Raw genomic sequence first — 19442 nt, forward strand, 5'->3', positions numbered from 1 at the left:
TACCCTACATACAGAGGCGGCGTAACAGCATAACCAGAGGGCAGTCTATGAATAGCTCAACAAATGCAACAAAACGCTGGTGGTACATCATGCCGATCGTGTTTATCACGTACAGCCTGGCGTACCTTGACCGTGCGAACTTCAGTTTCGCCTCCGCAGCCGGAATCAACGAAGATCTCGGCATTACCAAAGGCATTTCCTCTCTGCTGGGCGCTTTATTCTTCCTCGGATACTTTTTCTTCCAGATCCCGGGGGCGATTTACGCCGAGCGGCGCAGCGTACGAAAACTGATTTTTATCTGCCTGATTTTATGGGGCGCCTGCGCATCATTAACCGGCATGGTTAGCAATATCCCTATGCTCGCCGCCATTCGCTTTATTCTCGGCGTTGTGGAAGCGGCTGTGATGCCTGCCATGCTGATTTATATCAGTAACTGGTTTACCAAATCAGAGCGCTCACGCGCCAACACCTTCCTGATCCTCGGTAATCCGGTCACGGTGCTGTGGATGTCCGTCGTGTCTGGTTACCTGATTCAGGCGCTTGGCTGGCGTGAAATGTTCATCATTGAGGGCTTCCCGGCCATTATCTGGGCGTTCTGCTGGTGGGTTCTGGTCAAAGACAAACCTTCGCAGGTGGACTGGTTGTCGGAATCCGAGAAAGCCGCACTGCAAGCGCAACTGGAAAAAGAGCAGCAGGGTATTAAAGCCGTGCGTAACTACGGCGAGGCTTTCCGTTCACGTAACGTGATCCTGTTGTGCATGCAGTATTTTGCCTGGAGCATCGGCGTCTACGGTTTTGTGCTGTGGCTTCCGTCGATTATCCGTAGCGGTGGCGCAAATCTGGGTATGGTAGAGGTCGGCTGGCTTTCATCTGTGCCGTATCTGGCGGCAACGGCTGCGATGATCCTGGTGTCATGGGCTTCCGATAAACTGCAAAACCGTAAACTGTTTGTCTGGCCGCTGCTGCTGATTGCCGCTTTCGCATTTATCGGCTCCTGGGCCGTTGGCGCTAACCATTTCTGGGTTTCTTATACCCTGCTGGTAATTGCGGGTGCGGCAATGTATGCCCCTTATGGCCCCTTCTTCGCCATTATTCCTGAAATGCTGCCCCGTAATGTTGCCGGTGGCGCTATGGCGCTGATCAACAGCATGGGCGCATTAGGCTCATTCTTTGGTTCCTGGTTCGTTGGCTATCTCAACGGCGCGACCGGTAGCCCGTCTGCCTCGTACATTTTTATGGGAGTGGCGCTTTTTGTCTCAGTATGGCTAACTCTGATTGTCAGACCAAGTCCTGCGAATAATCAGCAACTTCCTACTGGCGCGCGCCACGCTTAAACATTCACTTACGGAGATTCAAATGAAGCCGTCCATTATTCTCTACAAAGCGTTACCTGACGATTTACTGCATCGCCTGGAAGAGCATTTCACTGTGACTCAGGTGCCTAATTTGCGCCCGGAAACAGTCGCACAGCATGCGCAGGCCTTCGCCAGCGCGGAAGGTCTGTTGGGTTCAAGCGAAGCCGTCAATACCGCCCTGCTGGAGAAAATGCCGAACCTGCGCGCGACATCAACCATCTCCGTAGGCTATGACAATTTCGACGTCGATGCGCTCAATGCGCGCAAAGTACTACTGATGCACACACCAACCGTACTGACAGAAACCGTCGCTGATACGGTAATGGCGCTGGTACTGAGCACGGCGCGCCGCGTGGTGGAAGTGGCTGAGCGCGTGAAAATCGGGGAATGGACCAGCAGTATCGGACCGGACTGGTTTGGGACGGATGTGCACCACAAAACGCTGGGGATTGTCGGAATGGGCCGCATTGGTCTGGCTCTGGCACAACGTGCGCATTTCGGCTTTAACATGCCGATTCTCTACAACGCGCGCCGCCAGCATAAAGAGGCAGAAGACCGTTTTAATGCGCGTTACTGCGATCTGGACACGCTGTTGCAAGAATCTGATTTTGTCTGTCTGATTCTGCCGTTAACCGAAGAGACTCACCACCTGTTTAGTACCGAGCAGTTTGCCAAAATGAAGTCCTCCGCCATTTTCATTAACGCCGGACGTGGCCCGGTCGTGGATGAATCCGCGCTGATTGCTGCACTGCAAAAAGGGGAAATTCACGCGGCAGGCCTGGATGTCTTTGAGCAGGAACCTCTGCCCGTAGACTCGCCGCTGCTGTCGCTGCCAAACGTGGTTGCCGTACCACATATTGGTTCAGCCACGCATGAAACCCGCTATAACATGGCGGCCTGTGCGGTTGATAACTTGATCGATGCGCTACAAGGAAAAGTCGAGAAGAACTGCGTGAACCCGCAGGTCGCGGGATAAGCGAAAAGAAAAGAGGCGAATCACTCGCCTCTTTTGATTTTTACTGGGCTGCGTTCACCGCAGCAGTCCAGGCCTGGTTAAATGCCTGGTGCTGAGAAGCCAGCGGGCCAATCAGCGTGTTGTACTGACTTGCCTGTTGTGATGTTGGGAACTGGATACCGTTCGCCACAAAGCTCACCTGCGTATCCTGCTGCGCCACAAAATCACCCACCTGTACCAACTGCTGCGTAAAGATTTGCGCGGCTGGAATCAGCGGCTGTAATGCCTCTGCCGGTGCGGTCACGACTTTGCTGTAAACCTGATCAAAGACCGGCTTCAGATCATCGCTCTGCTTCAGCGCACCGTGTGCGGCGTCTGCCTGCAGCTTCGCGTTCTGCAACTGCTGGCCTAACACGCCCAGCGCACCATTTGCCTGACGCAGCGGTTCGCGCTGAGTCACATAATCCTGCGGAACGCGGATTGCATTTACGCTATCAACAACCGGACGCAGACCAGAGTCCATCGCCTGATTCACCTGCTGTGAATAGCCGTAAAGAATCGCGTAATCGGACACAAACGGGCCAAACTGTTTTTTCTGATCGGCAGTCAGCGTAGGTAAACGCTCACCGCTACGCATTGCAGTATTCTGCAGAAAATCGATGAAGGCTTTACGCTGATCGCCTTCTTTATCAAAACACCCGCTCAGGCCAACTACCATTAAGAGCGCCAAAACAGGCGCAAACCAGCGAGAGCAGGACTTACCTGTCGCCATTTTAATACTCCTTTCACCCAAAAATGCGCACAACGACACCCGCGTGCCTGACGATGACAAGGATAGTCCAGGTCAGCCCCGCAAGATACCCTTTCCGCGTAATCTTGTGGGGGAAAATAACCGTTTCTGCCGACCTCTGTTTCGCGAAACAATGTACCGTTCACTGAGCAGCGTAATAATTTAGTCATCTTTACAATTGCGCGGGGTAGATCGGAGATCCCGACCGTTATCAGATCGTTAGCACGCGAAAGATTCCCTCCCGCGATCCGCTGAAACGACAACCTTACCCAAAACCCACGTCCGGCTTTATTTTTTACGACTATTCTTAATGAGCTTCGATGAAATTGACGATCCTGCTGTGTGATTTTAGGAGTTCTCAATGGAATACAAAGATCCTATGTTTGAACTGCTGAGCAATCTGGAACAGATTGTTTTTAAAGATGTATCGCAGACGGTTACCCTGTCGCAGAAAACCAACCCCTTTACCGAATTTGAACAGCTACGACGGGGGACAGGTTTAAAAACAGATGATTTTGCCCGCGTGATGGGCGTGACGGTCGCAATGGTTCATGAGTGGGAGTCTAAACGCGTGAAGCCTTCTACTACCGAATTGAAATTGATGCGCCTGATTCAGGCAGATCCAAGATTAAGTAAACAATTGATGGATTAACCTTTTTTTAAAATTTAGCTTAAGAACGGTCCTGCTGAAGGACCGTTCCATTCCCCCCTCCTTCCACAAAACAGAAAATAGTAGTTGCATCCACATGCGTAAAATGAGTTAATGCCCTCAACGGTTTGACGTACAGACCATTACAGCAGTTTAGTAAGGCAAGTCCCTTCAAGAGTTATCGTTGATACCCTTCGTAGTGAGCATTTCCTTTACTGTTAAAAAATCTGTAAAGCACGCCATATCGCCGAAAGGCACACTTATTTTTTAAAAGGTAATACACTATGTCCGGTAAAATGACTGGTATCGTAAAATGGTTCAACGCTGACAAAGGCTTCGGCTTCATCACTCCTGACGATGGCTCTAAAGACGTGTTCGTACACTTCTCTGCTATCCAGAACGATGGCTACAAATCCCTGGACGAAGGTCAGAAAGTTTCCTTCACCATCGAAAGCGGCGCTAAAGGCCCGGCAGCTGGCAACGTAACCAGCCTGTAAGCTTAAAAAACTCAGAATTCAAGATCCCTGCCAAACGGCGGGGATTTTTTTTATTTGTACTTTGATATCCCCCTACCACTACATACCGCTTCTTTGCATTACTTTACCCACAACACCTTTGACCTTTCCCTAAGGGCAGGCTTTATAGTGTGGCGGCAAATATCCCACAATTTTCACAAGGAATTGAAGCTATGTCGAAATCCTCACTCCTGCTATTTTTGGGTTTGCTCACCACCGGTAGTCTCTTTGCAGCAACCCCGGAAGCCTCTTTTCTGGCCGAACATGGGCTTAGCGGCAAATCCGTCGAACAAATAGTCGATACCATCGACCAGTCGCCACAGAGTCGCCCGCTGCCTTACTCAGCGTCCATCACCAGCACCGAGCTGAAACTCTCTTCCGGCGATCAGACTTATACCCTGCCGCTCGGCGATAAATTCTATCTGTCATTCGCTCCTTACGAATGGCAAACCCACCCTTGCTTTAACCACAGCCTCTCTGGCTGCCGGGGTGAAATGCCTGAGAAGACCTTCGATGTCAAAGTCACGGATAATAAGGGCGACGTGGTCATTCAAAAAGAGATGAAAAGCTACCGTAACGGCTTTATAGGCGTATGGTTGCCTCGCAATATGGAAGGCACAATCGAAGTGAGCTACAACGGTAAAACCGCCGTACATGCCATTAAAACGATGAATGACAGCCAGACCTGCCTGACAGAATTGCAGTTACGCTAAACGCCAGATATAAAAAAACCTGCCAGATGGCTGGCAGGTTTTTGCTCCCGGTGTAACCGTTACTGCAGCAGCGAAATGTCCGCTACGCGCAGGAACAGCTCACGCAGTTTTTCGAGCATAGAGAGACGGTTAATACGCAGGTCTTTATCCTCAACGTTCACCATCACTTTCTCGAAGAATGCATCGACAGGCTCACGCAGCTCAGCCAGCTCAACCAGCGCTTCCTGGTAGCGGCCTTCAGCGAAGAACGGCTCCAGCTTGTCACGCAGCACCACAACCTGCATCGCCAGCTTGATTTCTTCCGGCTCCTTCAGCGTTGCCGCATTCACTCGATCATTCAGCTTCTCTTCTGACTTCGCCAGAATATTCGATACACGCTTGTTCGCGGCAGCCAGCGCAGAGGCGGCTTCCAGCGTACGGAAGTGCGAAACCGCCTTCATACGCGCATCGAAATCAGCCGGACGGGTCGGACGACGCGCCAGTACCGCCTGAATGGTGTCAACGGTGTAACCTTCGTCCTGATACCAGGCACGGAAGCGACCCAGCATAAAGTCGATAACGTCATCAACCACGTTGGTATTCGTCAGCTTATCACCGTACAGACGCACCGCTTCTTCGGTCAGCGTTTGCAGATCGAGGTTCAGGTTCTTCTCAACGATAATGCGCAGCACGCCCAGCGCGGCACGACGCAGCGCAAACGGGTCTTTATCGCCTTTCGGATGCTGACCAATACCGAAGATACCCGCCAGGGTGTCCATCTTGTCGGCAATCGCAACGGCACAGGCAACCGGGTTGGACGGCAGGTCATCACCCGCGAAACGCGGTTGGTACTGCTCGTTCAGCGCCACAGCTACGTCTTCCGCTTCGCCATCATGGCGGGCGTAGTGCATGCCCATCACGCCCTGAGTGTCGGTGAACTCGAAGACCATATTGGTCATCAGGTCGCACTTGGACAGCAGACCCGCGCGGGTTGCGTGGTTTACATCAGCGCCAATTTGTTCGGCAATCCAGCCCGCCAGTGCCTGAATACGGTCGGTCTTGTCGCGCAGGGTACCCAGCTGTTGCTGGAACAGCACGGTTTGCAGACGCGGCAGATTATCTTCCAGACGTTTTTTGCGGTCGGTATTGAAGAAGAATTCAGCATCCGCCAGACGCGGACGAACCACCTTCTCGTTACCGGAGATGATTTGCTGCGGATCTTTGGATTCGATGTTAGCGACGAAGATAAAGTTCGGCAGCAGTTTGCCGTCAGCCGCATAAACCGGGAAGTACTTCTGGTCACCTTTCATGGTGTGAACCAGCGCTTCAGACGGCACGGCGAGGAATTTTTCTTCGAATTTCGCCGTCAGAACGACCGGCCATTCCACCAGCGAAGTCACTTCTTCCAGCAGGCTTTCGCTCAGATCAGCGTTACCGCCAATCTTACGCGCCGCTTCTTCGGCATCCGCTTTAATCTTCGCTTTACGCTCGGCGTAGTCCGCGATGACTTTGCCGCGCTCACGCAGAATTTCTGGATACTGATCGGCATTGTCGATGGTCATTTCCGGCTCGCCCATAAAGCGATGGCCGCGAATCACGCGATCGGACTGAATACCCAGAATCGTTGCCGGAATCACTTTGTCGCCCAGCAGCAGAGTCACGGTGTGGACCGGACGCACGAAGTGCACGTCGCTTGCTCCCCAGCGCATCAGTTTCGGGATCGGCAGTTTTGCCAGCGACGTTGCGACCATGTTCGGCACTAACGCTTCGGTGCTTTCGCCCTTCACATGTGCACGATACAGCAACCATTCGCCTTTATCGGTGGTCAGACGCTCGGCCTGATCTACGGTAATCCCGCAGCCGCGCGCCCAACCTTCTGCCGCTTTGCTCGGTTTCCCTTCAGCGTCGAACGCCTGGGCGATAGCCGGGCCGCGTTTTTCAACTTCGCGGTCAGCCTGGGATTCAGCCAGATTAGCGACTTTCAGCGCCAGACGACGCGGAGCGGCAAACCACTCGACATTGCCGTGTGCGAGGCCAGCGTTATCCAGCTCCGCGGTAAAGTTCGCAGCAAAGGACTCAGCCAGGCTGCGCAGTGCTTTTGGTGGCAGCTCTTCAGTGCCGATTTCCACCAGAAAAGTTTTCTCAGACATGGCCGCCTCTTATTTGTCTTTGTTGCACATCGGGAAGCCAAGCGCTTCACGGGAAGCGTAGTAAGCTTCTGCCACAGCTTTAGTCAAGGTGCGAATGCGCAGAATGTAACGCTGACGCTCGGTGACGGAGATGGCTTTACGCGCATCCAGCAGGTTGAAGCTATGAGCGGCTTTCAGAATACGTTCATAAGCAGGCAGCGGCAGCGGGTTTTCCAGCGCCAGCAACTGCTGCGCTTCTTTCTCGTACTGCTCGAAGCAGGAGAACAGGAAGTCCACATCGGCGTATTCGAAGTTGTAGGTAGATTGCTCCACTTCGTTCTGATGGAACACGTCACCGTAAGTGGTTTTACCCAGCGGGCCGTCGCTCCATACCAGGTCGTAAACGCTGTCTACGCCCTGAATGTACATGGCCAGACGTTCCAGACCGTAGGTAATTTCCCCGGTCACGGGTTTACATTCCAGACCACCAACCTGCTGGAAGTAGGTGAACTGCGTCACTTCCATGCCGTTCAACCACACTTCCCAACCCAGACCCCAGGCACCCAGCGTCGGGTTTTCCCAGTTATCTTCCACGAAACGGATATCGTGAATGGTCGGGTCCATACCCAGCTCTTTCAGAGAACCAAGGTACAGCTCCTGGATGTTGTCCGGTGACGGTTTAATGACGACCTGGAACTGATAGTAGTGCTGTAAACGGTTCGGGTTTTCGCCATAGCGGCCATCGGTCGGACGACGAGAAGGCTGTACATAAGCAGTCGCCATCGGCTCCGGCCCCAGCGCACGCAGGCAGGTCATTGGGTGAGAAGTCCCCGCGCCAACTTCCATGTCCAATGGTTGAACGATGGTGCAGCCCTGGCGAGCCCAGTAATCCTGTAAGGTCAGGATCAAGCCCTGGAAGGTCCTGGTATCAAACTTTTGCATATTATTTCGTGCTGGATACGTGTGGATTTAAAGGAAGGGATCAGTATACCCGCTGACTGCAAGATATACAGTACGAAACGGGAAAAAGGGGGAACTTAGCGCATGGAAAGATGCAAAAACTGCCCATCCGCATCAAATGAGCAGACAAAACTCTCTTTACGGAAAGTTGAACCGCGCATCTCATAGCTGCCCTGGAATTGTTCAAAGCCCGTCACATCAATTTTCTGTGTGCCGGTGTTATAGCGCTGTGCTGCCTCATTTTTGCACAACGATTCCATATCCATCGAACGCGAAGGACTGACTTTGACCTTTTGCGCCTTTTGCGTGGGTGCAGACGACGGGGAGTCGGCGCAACCTGCCAGCAGCAGAGAAGCCACCAACACGGGAAAGAAATACTTCATCATCATTTTGTTACCGCCTAATGTGCTGGTCAGTCTTATTATTATTAAGGTCTGTATTACGGATCTATTTTGAGAATCTCCTCAGACCATCACAAGCTTTAGCGTAAAAACTCAGATTATTCCAGTGAGATACGCCGACAATATGCCAGTCAGACTATTTTTGAATTGAAACAGAGGAACTGATGCAGCCCAAAATTTTCTGGATTGATAACGTGCGGGGAATTGCCTGTTTAATGGTCGTCATGATTCATACGACGACCTGGTACATTACCAATGCGCAAAGCGTCAGTCCGTTGAATTGGGATCTTGCAAACGTACTGAATTCCGCCTCACGCGTCAGCGTACCGCTGTTTTTTATGATCTCGGGTTATCTCTTTTTTGGCGAGCGTAGCGCCCAACCGCGTCATTTCCTCCGCATTGCGCTCTGCATACTGTTTTACAGTGCCGTCGCACTGGCCTACATCACGCTGTTTACGTCAATTAATGCTGAGTTATCGTTAAGAAATCTGCTGCAAAAACCGGTGTTCTACCACCTGTGGTTTTTCTTTGCCATTGCCGTCATTTACCTGGTTTCCCCACTCATACAGGTGAAAAATATCAGCGGAAAGATGCTACTGGCGCTGATGGTGGTGATTGGCGTTATTGCGAATCCCAATACCGTATCGCAAAAAATCGGCGGTTTTGAGTGGCTACCCATCAACCTGTATATCGGGGGGGATACGTTCTATTACATCCTGTACGGCATGCTTGGCCGGGCGATTGGGATGATGGAGACCCAAAAACGCGCACTCACCTGGCTCTGTGCGGGGGTGTGCATCGTGGCGGTATTTATCATTTCTCGCGGCACGCTGCATGAACTCCGCTGGCGCGGAAATTTCGCAGATACCTGGTATCTCTACTGTGGGCCGATGGTGTTTATTTACGCCGTATCGCTGCTGACGCTGATCAAGAACACGCTCAGCATACGCACCGTACCGGCACTGGGATTCATTTCCCGCCACTCATTAGGTATTTATGGCTTCCACGCGCTGATCATTCATGCCTTACGTACCAATGGGATAGAGTTTAAAGCCTGGCCGCCGTTGGACATGCTGTGGATTTTCAGTGTGACTCTGGCAGGCAGCCTGTTGCTTTCTATGCTGTTGCAGCGGGTCGATACGCGCAGGCTGGTCAGTTAAGGGTTATCAGATTGCGTGTTTTTCTGTGGGTGCAGCAGTAAGACCTGCCCCACTAAACCCATGACGAATGCCGCCGGATAGAGTCCTTTTTCAAACGGAGATAATGGCGCGTTCCATATCCCAACCAACAAGAGTCCGGTGGTTATCAGCGCCACCATCTGGCAGACCAAGGAAAAGCATTCATCGTTCTGATGGCAGTTTTTCGCATGTTGGTAAGCGTAGGTCACAAACATGCCCGTCATCAATACGCCCAAAAAATACCCTTTCCCGCTCAACAGCGGGCATACCCGCCATAAACCCATTACGTAAATGAGTGTGCCAGAAAGGAATAGCATCCATGGCAACCGCCTTGAAGTCTTCATCGGGATCTCCTTATCCATCACAAATACAATATGAATAACCCACTACAGACAACACAGAAAAATGCCACGGCGCGCTGTTTTCAGAATAAATCCATGCACACTATTTATTGTTTTGATTGAACCATATGAATTGATTATCCCCCTCTACGGAGCAGAGGGGGATAAGGTCAGGACATGAGTGGCAGCAATTGCTGGTAGATACGACGAAAGGTCTCGCGACGCTGCTGAAAAAGAGCATGGCGCTCTGTATCAGGGTAATGTGCCTGCTCCAGCACAAGCTGAGGCAGTAAGTCGGATAACGGCTTCTGTGGATTCATCGCAATTTGCGCCAGACGCGCGGCGCCCAAAGCAGGGCCAACATCGCCTCCTGTACGGTAATCCAGTTGCAACCCACTGATATCAGACAACATCTGTCGCCAGTACTCGCTGCGAGCCCCGCCGCCAATCAGCGTAATGCTGGTCGGTTTAACGCCACAGGCATGCACAACGTCCATTCCGTCCGCCAGCGCAAACCCTACGCCCTCCAGTACCGCACGCGCCAATTCCGCCGGGCCATGTTGATGTGTCAGACCAAAGAAAACACCCTTCGCCTGCGGATTGTTGTGCGGCGTACGTTCACCGGACAAATACGGTAAAAACCAGATAGGTTCGGCGCCGTCATCCGCCTGTTGCGCGGCGGCAATCAGAGCAGGAACGTTCGCCAGCCCGGTCAATTTTGCCGCCCAGTCCAGGCAGGAGGCCGCACTGAGCATGACGGACATCAGGTGCCAACGTTCGGGTAAAGCGTGGCAAAAACTGTGAACCGCACTTTCCGGTTTACTGAGGAATCCGTCGCTTACGGCAAAATAGACGCCGGAGGTACCCAGCGAGAGCATCGCCTGACCGGCATTCATCATGCCTACGCCAACCGCGCCCGCCGCGTTATCTCCGCCACCGGCCACGACCGCAACGTCGGACATTCCCCAGGACTGAGCAACAGCAGGCAACAGCGTCCCGGTAATCTCGCTACCTTCATACAAAACAGGCATATGCTCGCGGGTCAGGCTACACGCAGCAAGCATGGCGTCACTCCAGTCACGCTTCGCCACATCCAGCCACATCGTGCCTGCAGCGTCGGACATATCACTGGCAAAATTCCCGGTCATACGCAGACGCAGGTAATCTTTCGGCAACAGGACTTTATCAACCTGGCGGAAAATCTCGGGTTCATGGCGCTGAACCCACAGCAATTTTGGCGCGGTAAAACCGGGCATCATCAGGTTACCCGTAATCGTGCGGGACTGCGGAACCTGAGTTTCCAGTATCGCGCACTCTTCTGCGCAACGTCCGTCATTCCACAGAATAGCCGGGCGCAATACCTGCTGTTGCTTATCAAGCAGAGTGGCGCCGTGCATCTGTCCGGCAATGCCCAACGCTTTCACCTGACTGAGTGAATGCTGCTGAGCTAACGCGTTGATGGCCCGATCCGTTGCCAGCCACCACTGTTCCGGGTCCTGTTCCGACCATAGCGGATGCGGACGCGAGACCGTGAGCGGCTCCGTTTGCGAGGCCACTACATCGCCCTGCTCATCCAGCAGAATGACCTTTACGCCGGATGTGCCAAGATCTATCCCGATATACATAGGCTATCGTTCCTTAAAGAAAGGCCCGGTAGCGTTCTGCTAGCCGGGCTTACGGACGTTCTCAGAGACCGGTTATTTGTCGAACAAATAATGGCTTACCAGATTTTCCAGCTGTTCCTGATGACCACTTTGATGCACTGGCGCCAGGTTATGTTGTTCAGCGTACTGTGCAATTTCCGTCAACGTCATCTGGCCTTTCAGAATTTGCTGGCCCAGTTCACCATTCCAACCGGCATAACGTTTTGCAACCCGCTGATCCAGGCCACCGTCTTCAATCATGCGCGCCGCCACTTTCAGCGACAGCGCCATGGTATCCATCGCGCCAATATGACCATAGAACAGATCGTATTTATCGGTGCTCTGGCGACGGACTTTGGCGTCAAAGTTGAGGCCACCGGTGGTGAAACCGCCCGCTTTCAGGATTTCGTACATAACCAGCGCGTTTTCTTCCACGCTGTTCGGGAACTGGTCGGTATCCCAGCCTAACTGCGCGTCACCCCGGTTTGCATCGACAGAACCAAACAGGCCGAGTGCGATCGCGGTAGCGATTTCATGATGGAACGAGTGACCCGCCAGTGTGGCATGGTTCGCTTCGATATTCAGTTTGATCTCTTTCTCCAGACCGAACTGCTTCAGGAAGCCGTAAACGGTCGCCGCATCGTAATCGTACTGATGTTTGGTCGGCTCCTGCGGCTTCGGCTCGATCAGCAGTGTGCCCTGGAAACCGGTTTTGTGTTTATGCTCAACCACTAACTGCATAAAGCGGCCAATCTGCTCGCGTTCCTGACGCAGGTCGGTATTCAGCAGCGTTTCATAGCCTTCACGTCCACCCCACAGAACATAGTTCTCGCCGCCTAATTTATGCGTTGCATCCATCGCGGTAACCACCTGCGTGGCTGCCCAACTAAAGACTTCCGGGTCCGGGTTTGTTGCAGCGCCTGCGCCGTAACGCGGGTTGGTGAAACAGTTTGCGGTTCCCCACAGTAATTTCACGCCGCTCTGTTGCTGTTTTTCGGCCAGCACATCAACCATCTGCGCAAAGTTATTTTTGTACTCTTTCAGCGAAGCCCCTTCCGGCGAAACATCCACATCATGGAAGCAGTAGTAAGGGACATTCAGCTTGTGGAAAAACTCGAATGCCACATCCGCTTTGCGCTTCGCTAATTCCATCGCTTCACCAGGCTGCTGCCACGGGCGATTAAACGCGCCAACACCAAACATATCAGCGCCATTCCAACAGAAGGTATGCCAATAGCAGGCCGCAAAACGCAAGTGATCTTCCATGCGTTTGCCTAACACTAATTCATCAGGGTTGTAGTGACGAAATGCTAATGGATTCGTTGATTTGGTGCCTTCATAACGAACACGCTCAAGCTGGTCAAAATAGGCTTGCATAATGAACTCCATAATCAGGTAATGCGGCGGGTGATGGATAATGTCGTAATATTGGGCACTCCCCACCTATTGCTCAATTATGTTATTTCACACTGCTATTGAGATAATTCACAAGTGTGCGCCACTTCGCAAAATAAAATTTGACCGCTTTAAAAATCGTTACTTATCAAACTTAAATGTAACCCAGGCAACGAATCATTTAAAATACGATCCCGGTCATAAATCAAGAAATAAACCAAAAAACGTAATTGGAAGATAAAAATCTATAATTGCCTTCCAGCCGTTACCTGTTAAAACTCTGCTACGTCTTACGCTGTGATTGTTACTTTTCTGCTGTCTCTCCCCTACAAAAGGCATCACGATTATGAAGATGAAAAACATTTTACTGACTGTTTGCACATCCCTTTTACTCACCAGCGTTGCAGGTCATGCCAAAGAAGTGAAAATCGGTATGGCGATTGATGATCTCCGTCTGGAACGCTGGCAGAAAGATCGCGATATTTTCGTCAGCAAAGCGGAATCGCTGGGTGCGAAAGTATTTGTACAATCGGCGAATGGTAATGAAGAAACCCAAATGTCGCAGATTGAAAACATGATCAACCGTGGCGTAGATGTCCTGGTGATAATCCCTTACAACGGCCAGGTATTAAGTAATGTTATCAAAGAAGCAAAACAAGAAGGGATTAAGGTGTTGGCTTATGATCGTATGATCAATGATGCTGACATCGATTTTTATATTTCTTTCGATAATGAAAAGGTGGGTGAATTACAGGCTCAATCATTAGTTAACATTGTTCCCCAGGGGAATTATTTCCTGATGGGTGGTTCGCCGGTTGATAATAATGCGAAGCTGTTCCGCGCAGGACAAATGAAAGTATTAAAACCGTATATCGACAGCGGAAAAATTAAGGTAGTGGGCGATCAATGGGTTGACGGTTGGTTACCCGAAAATGCCTTAAAGATTATGGAAAATGCGCTCACCGCCAACAATAACAAAATTGATGCGGTCGTTGCTTCAAATGACGCCACAGCTGGCGGTGCGATTCAGGCTCTGAGCGCGCAAGGACTCTCAGGAAAAGTCGCTATTTCCGGGCAGGATGCTGACCTTGCGGGCATCAAGCGTATTGTCGCCGGCACTCAAACCATGACGGTTTATAAACCCATCACCTTGCTCGCGAATACCGCTGCGGAAATTGCCGTCGAACTGGGAAATGATCAACAGCCTAAAGCAGACACCACGCTGAATAATGGCCTGAAAGATGTCCCTTCCCGACTGCTCACGCCAATTGATGTCAACAAAGACAATATTAACGAGACCGTGATTAAAGACGGATTCCACAAGAAAAGCGATCTGTAAGTCATGTGCCCTCTGCAAAATCAGAGGGCAACAAACGTGGTGTCAAATTCGCCACGGATAGACGTGAACGTCCACGCAGGGTTCTCTTATTGGCTTATGTGGAGCAGTTATGCCATATCTTCTTGAAATGAAAAACATTACCAAGACATTCGGCGTCGTGAAGGCTGTTGATAACGTTAGCCTCAGGGTCAATGCTGGCGAAATCGTTTCATTATGCGGTGAAAATGGTTCAGGTAAATCGACGCTCATGAAAGTGCTATGCGGAATTTATCCGCATGGCACCTACGAAGGCGAAATCATTTTTGCGGGCGAAACCATCCGTGCTAACCATATTCGCGATACCGAACGTAAGGGTATTGCGATCATCCACCAGGAATTAGCCCTGGTGAAAGAACTGACGGTACTGGAAAATATTTTCCTCGGTAGCGAAATGACCCGTAACGGCGTTCTTGATTACGAGATGATGACGCTACGCTGTCAGAAATTACTCGATCAGGTCAGTTTGTCCATTTCGCCAGATACGCGCGTGGGCGATTTAGGCTTAGGGCAGCAGCAGTTGGTAGAAATTGCGAAAGCGCTGAATAAACAGGTCCGCTTGCTTATTCTGGATGAACCTACCGCCTCCCTCACCGAGCAGGAGACCGCAATACTGCTGAATATTATTCGTGACCTGCAACAGCATGATATTGCCTGTATTTATATTTCACACAAATTGAACGAAGTTAAGGCTATCTCGAACACCATTTGCGTCATTCGCGACGGTCAGCACATCGGCACACGCGATGCGACCAACATGACCGAAGACGATATTATCACCATGATGGTGGGCCGTGAGCTCACCGCGCTGTACCCCAGTGAGCCTCATACCACGGGCGAAGAGATTTTACGGGTTGAGAACCTGACAGCCTGGCATCCCGTCAATCGCCATATAAAACGGGTCAACGACATTTCTTTCTCACTCAAGCGCGGCGAAATTCTCGGCATTGCCGGACTCGTCGGCGCAGGGCGTACCGAGGCCGTACAGTGCCTGTTCGGCGTCTGGCCGGGTCGTTGGGAAGGAAAGGTATTTATTGAAGGCACTCAGGTGCATATCCATAACTGCCAGCAAGCCATTGCGCATGGCATCGCCATGGTGCCTGAAGACAGAAAAAAAGATGGCATCGTTCCGGTGATGGCGGTGGGGAAAAACATCACCCTGGCCGCGCTCGATAAATTTACCGGGGGTATGAGTCATCTTGATGATGCCGCTGAACAGAAATGCATTCTGGAATCGCTTCAACAGCTCAAAGTGAAAACATCGTCTCCCGACCTTGCGATCGGGCGTCTGAGCGGAGGGAATCAGCAAAAAGCGATTCTCGCGCGTTGCCTCCTGTTAAATCCCCGAATCCTCATTCTTGATGAGCCCACCCGGGGCATTGATATCGGCGCCAAATATGAAATCTACAAACTCATCAACCAGCTTGTTCAGGAAGGCATTGCCGTGATTGTCATCTCCTCTGAATTACCTGAAGTGCTCGGACTGAGCGATCGCATCCTGGTGATGCATGAAGGAAAACTGAAAGCTAACCTGGTAAATCATAACCTGACTCAGGAGCAGGTGATGGAAGCCGCATTAAGGAGCGAACATCATGTCGAAAAACAATCCGTCTGAAGCGAAACTTTCAACTCCTGTTACGGGGGGGTTCCCAGCAATAAAATCGCTTAACTTACAAGTCTTCGTCATGATTGCGGCGATCATCGTGATTATGCTGTTTTTCACGTGGACCACCGATGGCGCCTACCTGAGCGCACGTAACGTCTCGAACCTGCTTCGACAGACGGCGATCACCGGTATTCTTGCCGTGGGCATGGTGTTTGTCATCATTTCCGCGGAAATCGACCTGTCCGTCGGTTCCATGATGGGGTTATTGGGCGGCGTAGCGGCAATCTGTGATGTCTGGTTAGGCTGGCCATTACCGTTGACGGTGATCGTCACCCTCGTGCTGGGCTTGCTCCTCGGCGCATGGAATGGATGGTGGGTTGCCTACCGCAAAGTGCCGTCGTTTATCGTCACCCTTGCGGGCATGCTGGCCTTCCGCGGCATTCTGATTGGCATAACCAACGGCACAACCGTTTCCCCCACCAGCGCGGCAATGTCTCAGATTGGTCAGAGTTACTTGCCCGATAGCACCGGCTTTATCATCGGCGCTCTCGGCTTAATGGCGTTTGTTGGCTGGCAATGGCGCGGACGTATGCGTCGCCAGGCGTTAGGTCTCGCCGCTCCCGCATCCACGTCAGTTGTGGGCCGCCAGGCATTCACTGCCATTATCGTCTTAGGCGCAATCTGGTTATTAAACGATTATCGTGGCGTCCCGACGCCCGTCCTGCTGCTGACGCTGCTGTTGCTCGGCGGGATGTTTATGGCCACGCGCACCGCATTTGGTCGGAGAATTTACGCCATTGGTGGGAACCTGGAAGCCGCGCGTCTTTCCGGTATCAACGTTGAGCGCACTAAACTTGCCGTCTTCGCGATTAATGGTCTGATGGTCGCCATTGCCGGGCTCATCCTTAGCTCGCGACTTGGCGCAGGCTCCCCTTCCGCCGGGAACATTGCGGAGCTGGATGCCATTGCCGCATGCGTCATCGGGGGAACCAGCCTGGCGGGAGGTATCGGGAGTGTGGCCGGTGCCGTCATGGGCGCATTTATTATGGCTTCTCTGGATAATGGAATGAGTATGATGGACGTTCCCACCTTCTGGCAGTATATAGTGAAAGGGGCGATATTGTTGTTGGCAGTATGGATGGACTCAGCAACCAAACGTCGTTCCTGAATGTCAGAAGTGGGTCTATCTCAATGCCGGTTAACGCAACCGGCATTGTCTTTTCTACATGATTCAGCAGGAAAAGAACCATGTTTGATAAACGTCATCGCATTACGTTGTTATTTAATGCCAATAAGGCTTACGACCGTCAGGTGGTTGAGGGGGTTGGCGAGTATCTGCAAGCGTCGCAATCAGAGTGGGATATCTTCATAGAAGAAGATTTTCGTGCGCGCATTGATAACATCAAAGAGTGGTTAGGGGATGGCGTGATCGCCGACTACGACGACGATGACATCGCCCAGGTGCTTGCTGACGTGAACGTTCCGATCATCGGCGTCGGCGGCTCCTACCACCTTCCTGAGTATTACCCACCCGTCCACTACATCGCCACCGACAACCACGCGCTGGTAGAAAGCGCCTTTCTGCACCTGAAAGAAAAAGGGATTAACCGTTTTGCCTTTTATGGCCTCCCCGCTTCCAGCGGCAAGCGCTGGGCCGCAGAACGAGAGTATGCGTTTTGCCAGTTGGTCGCAGAAGAAAAATACCGTGGTGTGGTGTATCAGGGGCTCGAAACCGCGCCGGAATACTGGCAGCACGCGCAAAACCGACTGGCAGACTGGCTACAAACCCTGCCGCCGCACACCGGTATAATTGCCGTCACCGATGCGCGGGCGCGCCATATTCTGCAGGCCTGCGAACATCTGCACATCCCGGTGCCAGAAAAACTGTGCGTTATTGGCATCGATAACGAAGAGCTCACGCGCTATCTGTCACGGGTCGCCTTGTCCTCCGTCGCGCAGGGAGCCCGGCAAATGGGGTATCAGGCTGCCAAACTCCTCCACCGCCTGCTGGCTCATGAAGAGATGCCGTTACAGCGCATACTGGTTCCCCCTGTACGCGTTGTTGAGCGTCAGTCTACGGATTATCGTTCGCTTACCGATCCTGCCGTTATTCAGGCAATGCATTACATTCGCAACCACGCCTGCAAAGGTATCAAGGTTGATCAGGTGCTGGACTCTGTGGGGATTTCTCGTTCGAATCTGGAGAAGCGTTTTAAAGAGGAGGTCGGGGAGACAATCCACGCCGTCATTCATGCTGAAAAGCTGGAGAAAGCGCGTAGCCTGTTGATTTCCACCACGTTATCGATAAACGAGATTTCGCAGATGTGCGGCTACCCGTCTTTGCAGTACTTCTATTCCGTGTTCAAGAAAGAGTACGACACGACGCCGAAAGAATACCGCGATGTGAACAGTGAAGTATTGATGTGAAGGGATGCAGGCCTGATGGCACGACGCTGATCAGGCCTACACGTCATCATGTAGACCTGACCGGCATGCTGCGATTACATATGCGCGGCGATTAAACGCTGGTTATCCTGGTACATTGCAAACAGATAGTTGTTATAGCTCTGCCCTTTGGTGGAATAACCCTTCAGCTTATGAATCATTGCTGTTGCGGTAACTTCCTGATCGGCTTTACGCAACTGCGCACGCGATTTACGGAATGAAGAGTAAGCCGGATGCGTATTCAGGTTAATGACATAGGCCGTCACTGACTCTTTTACCGAATCGAACTGTGAGTAACCTTTCACTTTACCCGGCGCATTGTTGCAACGCCCTTTGGTACATTTCATACCAAACAGGTTGTTATTGCTGCGCGCCAGCTTCGACGTACCCCAACCACTTTCCGCTGCAGCCATCGTCGCCACCATACTGGTCGGGATAATGTCTACGCGCTCAAGCAGCGTATTCCACGGAATACGGCGGGTGTTACCAGACCAGCTCACCTTGTAGCGCTTCGCGATATCTTTCATGCGCGTGCGCTCACTCGGAGACCAGCGGCTCTGATACTGTTTTGAAATCAGCCAGTTACGATCCGCCGTAATGGCCGCATTTTGACTGGTAATATAAGGCATAACCGTCCGGAGAAACGCTTTTTTCCTTGGTGTCCCGGAAGGGTATTTTCGCAAATCAGGAAGTGAACTACTCTTTGCACTATTGCGAGAATACTCTTGTTTACTGCTTACCTGTGTATTACTTGCCTTGATTACCTGGGGCTTGTGACTCGTTGTCGCCGTGTGTGTCTTTGCCAGCACCTCACCCGAAAATGCGATGGTGAGTAACATAAGAATCATTGCCCCATATCGTCGAATGGGAGTCAATATCATTAGGTCTCCTGGTCGGATTTATACATTCCAACACCTTATATTTTTCACAAAAATGAGAGATGAATCTCAAATCATATCAAAAATAGCCGTCAAGAGCACCTAAAGGAATAGTCCAATTCTGAAACTATGTCA

The 19442-nt window shown here is 51.7% G+C and carries 18 protein-coding genes; 10 read left to right on the forward strand and 8 right to left on the reverse strand.

Going from position 1 to position 19442, the window contains the following annotated elements; translation table 11 throughout:
* The first annotated feature begins 47 nt into the window (after nucleotides 1-47).
* The gene (locus N7268_RS04555; protein ID WP_260861926.1) at nucleotides 48-1334 is read left to right on the forward strand and encodes an MFS transporter; all 1287 of its coding nucleotides are present in this window, start codon (nucleotides 48-50) and stop codon (nucleotides 1332-1334) included.
* Nucleotides 1335-1356: 22 nt separating this feature from the next.
* Nucleotides 1357-2331, forward strand: a complete 975-nt coding sequence (gene ghrB, locus N7268_RS04560) for a glyoxylate/hydroxypyruvate reductase GhrB (RefSeq protein ID WP_260861927.1) — start codon at nucleotides 1357-1359, stop codon at nucleotides 2329-2331.
* Nucleotides 2332-2371: 40 nt separating this feature from the next.
* Here the strand turns inward: ghrB and N7268_RS04565 are convergent, their stop codons facing one another.
* Nucleotides 2372-3082 (reverse strand): DUF3053 domain-containing protein, encoded by a 711-nt coding sequence (locus tag N7268_RS04565; protein ID WP_198906976.1) that lies wholly within the window; start codon nucleotides 3080-3082, stop codon nucleotides 2372-2374.
* Nucleotides 3083-3461: 379 nt separating this feature from the next.
* Here N7268_RS04565 and N7268_RS04570 point away from each other — a divergent pair, with 379 nt between their 5' ends.
* From N7268_RS04570 to cueP, 3 genes are all read left to right on the forward strand, one after another.
* On the forward strand, nucleotides 3462-3752 hold the full coding sequence (locus N7268_RS04570) for an HTH-type transcriptional regulator (protein WP_198906975.1): 291 nt from the start codon (nucleotides 3462-3464) through the stop codon (nucleotides 3750-3752).
* Nucleotides 3753-4033: 281 nt separating this feature from the next.
* Complete coding sequence (gene cspA / locus N7268_RS04575) at nucleotides 4034-4246, forward strand: RNA chaperone/antiterminator CspA (protein ID WP_000014594.1); 213 nt, start codon at nucleotides 4034-4036, stop codon at nucleotides 4244-4246.
* A 191-nt stretch (nucleotides 4247-4437) separates the two neighbouring features.
* Entirely contained in the window at nucleotides 4438-4977 is a 540-nt protein-coding gene (gene cueP, locus N7268_RS04580) for a copper-binding periplasmic metallochaperone CueP (protein ID WP_260861928.1), read from the forward strand.
* Nucleotides 4978-5036: 59 nt separating this feature from the next.
* Here cueP and glyS read toward each other — a convergent pair whose 3' ends face one another.
* The 3 genes from glyS to N7268_RS04595 form a co-directional block, all read right to left on the reverse strand.
* Nucleotides 5037-7106 (reverse strand): glycine--tRNA ligase subunit beta, encoded by a 2070-nt coding sequence (glyS, locus tag N7268_RS04585; RefSeq protein ID WP_260861929.1) that lies wholly within the window; start codon nucleotides 7104-7106, stop codon nucleotides 5037-5039.
* A 9-nt stretch (nucleotides 7107-7115) separates the two neighbouring features.
* On the reverse strand, nucleotides 7116-8027 hold the full coding sequence (gene glyQ, locus N7268_RS04590; protein WP_006817708.1) for a glycine--tRNA ligase subunit alpha: 912 nt from the start codon (nucleotides 8025-8027) through the stop codon (nucleotides 7116-7118).
* Between the two features lie 95 nt (nucleotides 8028-8122).
* Nucleotides 8123-8434, reverse strand: coding sequence for a YsaB family lipoprotein (locus tag N7268_RS04595; RefSeq protein WP_260861930.1), 312 nt, complete (start codon nucleotides 8432-8434; stop codon nucleotides 8123-8125).
* A 176-nt stretch (nucleotides 8435-8610) separates the two neighbouring features.
* Here N7268_RS04595 and N7268_RS04600 point away from each other — a divergent pair, with 176 nt between their 5' ends.
* Complete coding sequence (locus N7268_RS04600; protein WP_260861931.1) at nucleotides 8611-9606, forward strand: acyltransferase; 996 nt, start codon at nucleotides 8611-8613, stop codon at nucleotides 9604-9606.
* Here the strand turns inward: N7268_RS04600 and yiaB are convergent.
* From yiaB to xylA, 3 genes are all read right to left on the reverse strand, one after another.
* Nucleotides 9603-9968, reverse strand: coding sequence for an inner membrane protein YiaB (gene yiaB, locus N7268_RS04605; protein WP_260861932.1), 366 nt, complete (start codon nucleotides 9966-9968; stop codon nucleotides 9603-9605). The genes N7268_RS04600 and yiaB overlap by 4 nt on opposite strands.
* Nucleotides 9969-10135: 167 nt before the next feature.
* Nucleotides 10136-11590: a xylulokinase gene (gene xylB / locus N7268_RS04610; protein WP_260861933.1), complete on the reverse strand. Its 1455-nt coding sequence runs from the start codon at nucleotides 11588-11590 to the stop codon at nucleotides 10136-10138.
* 72 nt (nucleotides 11591-11662) lie between these two features.
* Nucleotides 11663-12985: a xylose isomerase gene (gene xylA, locus N7268_RS04615; protein ID WP_260861934.1), complete on the reverse strand. Its 1323-nt coding sequence runs from the start codon at nucleotides 12983-12985 to the stop codon at nucleotides 11663-11665.
* A gap of 364 nt (nucleotides 12986-13349) precedes the next feature.
* Between xylA and xylF the strand changes: the two genes are divergently transcribed.
* From xylF to xylR, 4 genes are all read left to right on the forward strand, one after another.
* Complete coding sequence (gene xylF / locus N7268_RS04620) at nucleotides 13350-14342, forward strand: D-xylose ABC transporter substrate-binding protein (protein ID WP_198906967.1); 993 nt, start codon at nucleotides 13350-13352, stop codon at nucleotides 14340-14342.
* A gap of 109 nt (nucleotides 14343-14451) precedes the next feature.
* On the forward strand, nucleotides 14452-15993 hold the full coding sequence (locus N7268_RS04625) for a xylose ABC transporter ATP-binding protein (protein ID WP_198906966.1): 1542 nt from the start codon (nucleotides 14452-14454) through the stop codon (nucleotides 15991-15993).
* On the forward strand, nucleotides 15971-17152 hold the full coding sequence (xylH, locus tag N7268_RS04630; protein ID WP_260861935.1) for a xylose ABC transporter permease XylH: 1182 nt from the start codon (nucleotides 15971-15973) through the stop codon (nucleotides 17150-17152). Before N7268_RS04625 ends, xylH begins: the two co-directional genes overlap by 23 nt.
* A gap of 80 nt (nucleotides 17153-17232) precedes the next feature.
* Nucleotides 17233-18411 (forward strand): D-xylose utilization transcriptional activator XylR, encoded by a 1179-nt coding sequence (gene xylR / locus N7268_RS04635; RefSeq protein WP_260861936.1) that lies wholly within the window; start codon nucleotides 17233-17235, stop codon nucleotides 18409-18411.
* 74 nt (nucleotides 18412-18485) lie between these two features.
* Here the strand turns inward: xylR and N7268_RS04640 are convergent, their stop codons facing one another.
* Nucleotides 18486-19310 (reverse strand): protein bax, encoded by an 825-nt coding sequence (locus N7268_RS04640; RefSeq protein WP_198906963.1) that lies wholly within the window; start codon nucleotides 19308-19310, stop codon nucleotides 18486-18488.
* Nucleotides 19311-19442 lie beyond the last annotated feature (132 nt).

Origin of the sequence: Citrobacter sp. Marseille-Q6884, from assembly GCF_945906775.1 — a bacterium.
Taxonomy (GTDB): Bacteria; Pseudomonadota; Gammaproteobacteria; order Enterobacterales; family Enterobacteriaceae; genus Citrobacter.

Coding starts and splice junctions, on each gene's coding strand:
- N7268_RS04555 (WP_260861926.1), top strand. CDS start 48: ATGAATAGCTCAACAAATGCAACAAAACGCTGGTGGTACATCATGCCG.
- ghrB (WP_260861927.1), top strand. CDS start 1,357: ATGAAGCCGTCCATTATTCTCTACAAAGCGTTACCTGACGATTTACTG.
- N7268_RS04565 (WP_198906976.1), bottom strand. CDS start 3,082: ATGGCGACAGGTAAGTCCTGCTCTCGCTGGTTTGCGCCTGTTTTGGCG.
- N7268_RS04570 (WP_198906975.1), top strand. CDS start 3,462: ATGGAATACAAAGATCCTATGTTTGAACTGCTGAGCAATCTGGAACAG.
- cspA (WP_000014594.1), top strand. CDS start 4,034: ATGTCCGGTAAAATGACTGGTATCGTAAAATGGTTCAACGCTGACAAA.
- cueP (WP_260861928.1), top strand. CDS start 4,438: ATGTCGAAATCCTCACTCCTGCTATTTTTGGGTTTGCTCACCACCGGT.
- glyS (WP_260861929.1), bottom strand. CDS start 7,106: ATGTCTGAGAAAACTTTTCTGGTGGAAATCGGCACTGAAGAGCTGCCA.
- glyQ (WP_006817708.1), bottom strand. CDS start 8,027: ATGCAAAAGTTTGATACCAGGACCTTCCAGGGCTTGATCCTGACCTTA.
- N7268_RS04595 (WP_260861930.1), bottom strand. CDS start 8,434: ATGATGATGAAGTATTTCTTTCCCGTGTTGGTGGCTTCTCTGCTGCTG.
- N7268_RS04600 (WP_260861931.1), top strand. CDS start 8,611: ATGCAGCCCAAAATTTTCTGGATTGATAACGTGCGGGGAATTGCCTGT.
- yiaB (WP_260861932.1), bottom strand. CDS start 9,968: ATGAAGACTTCAAGGCGGTTGCCATGGATGCTATTCCTTTCTGGCACA.
- xylB (WP_260861933.1), bottom strand. CDS start 11,590: ATGTATATCGGGATAGATCTTGGCACATCCGGCGTAAAGGTCATTCTG.
- xylA (WP_260861934.1), bottom strand. CDS start 12,985: ATGCAAGCCTATTTTGACCAGCTTGAGCGTGTTCGTTATGAAGGCACC.
- xylF (WP_198906967.1), top strand. CDS start 13,350: ATGAAGATGAAAAACATTTTACTGACTGTTTGCACATCCCTTTTACTC.
- N7268_RS04625 (WP_198906966.1), top strand. CDS start 14,452: ATGCCATATCTTCTTGAAATGAAAAACATTACCAAGACATTCGGCGTC.
- xylH (WP_260861935.1), top strand. CDS start 15,971: ATGTCGAAAAACAATCCGTCTGAAGCGAAACTTTCAACTCCTGTTACG.
- xylR (WP_260861936.1), top strand. CDS start 17,233: ATGTTTGATAAACGTCATCGCATTACGTTGTTATTTAATGCCAATAAG.
- N7268_RS04640 (WP_198906963.1), bottom strand. CDS start 19,310: ATGATATTGACTCCCATTCGACGATATGGGGCAATGATTCTTATGTTA.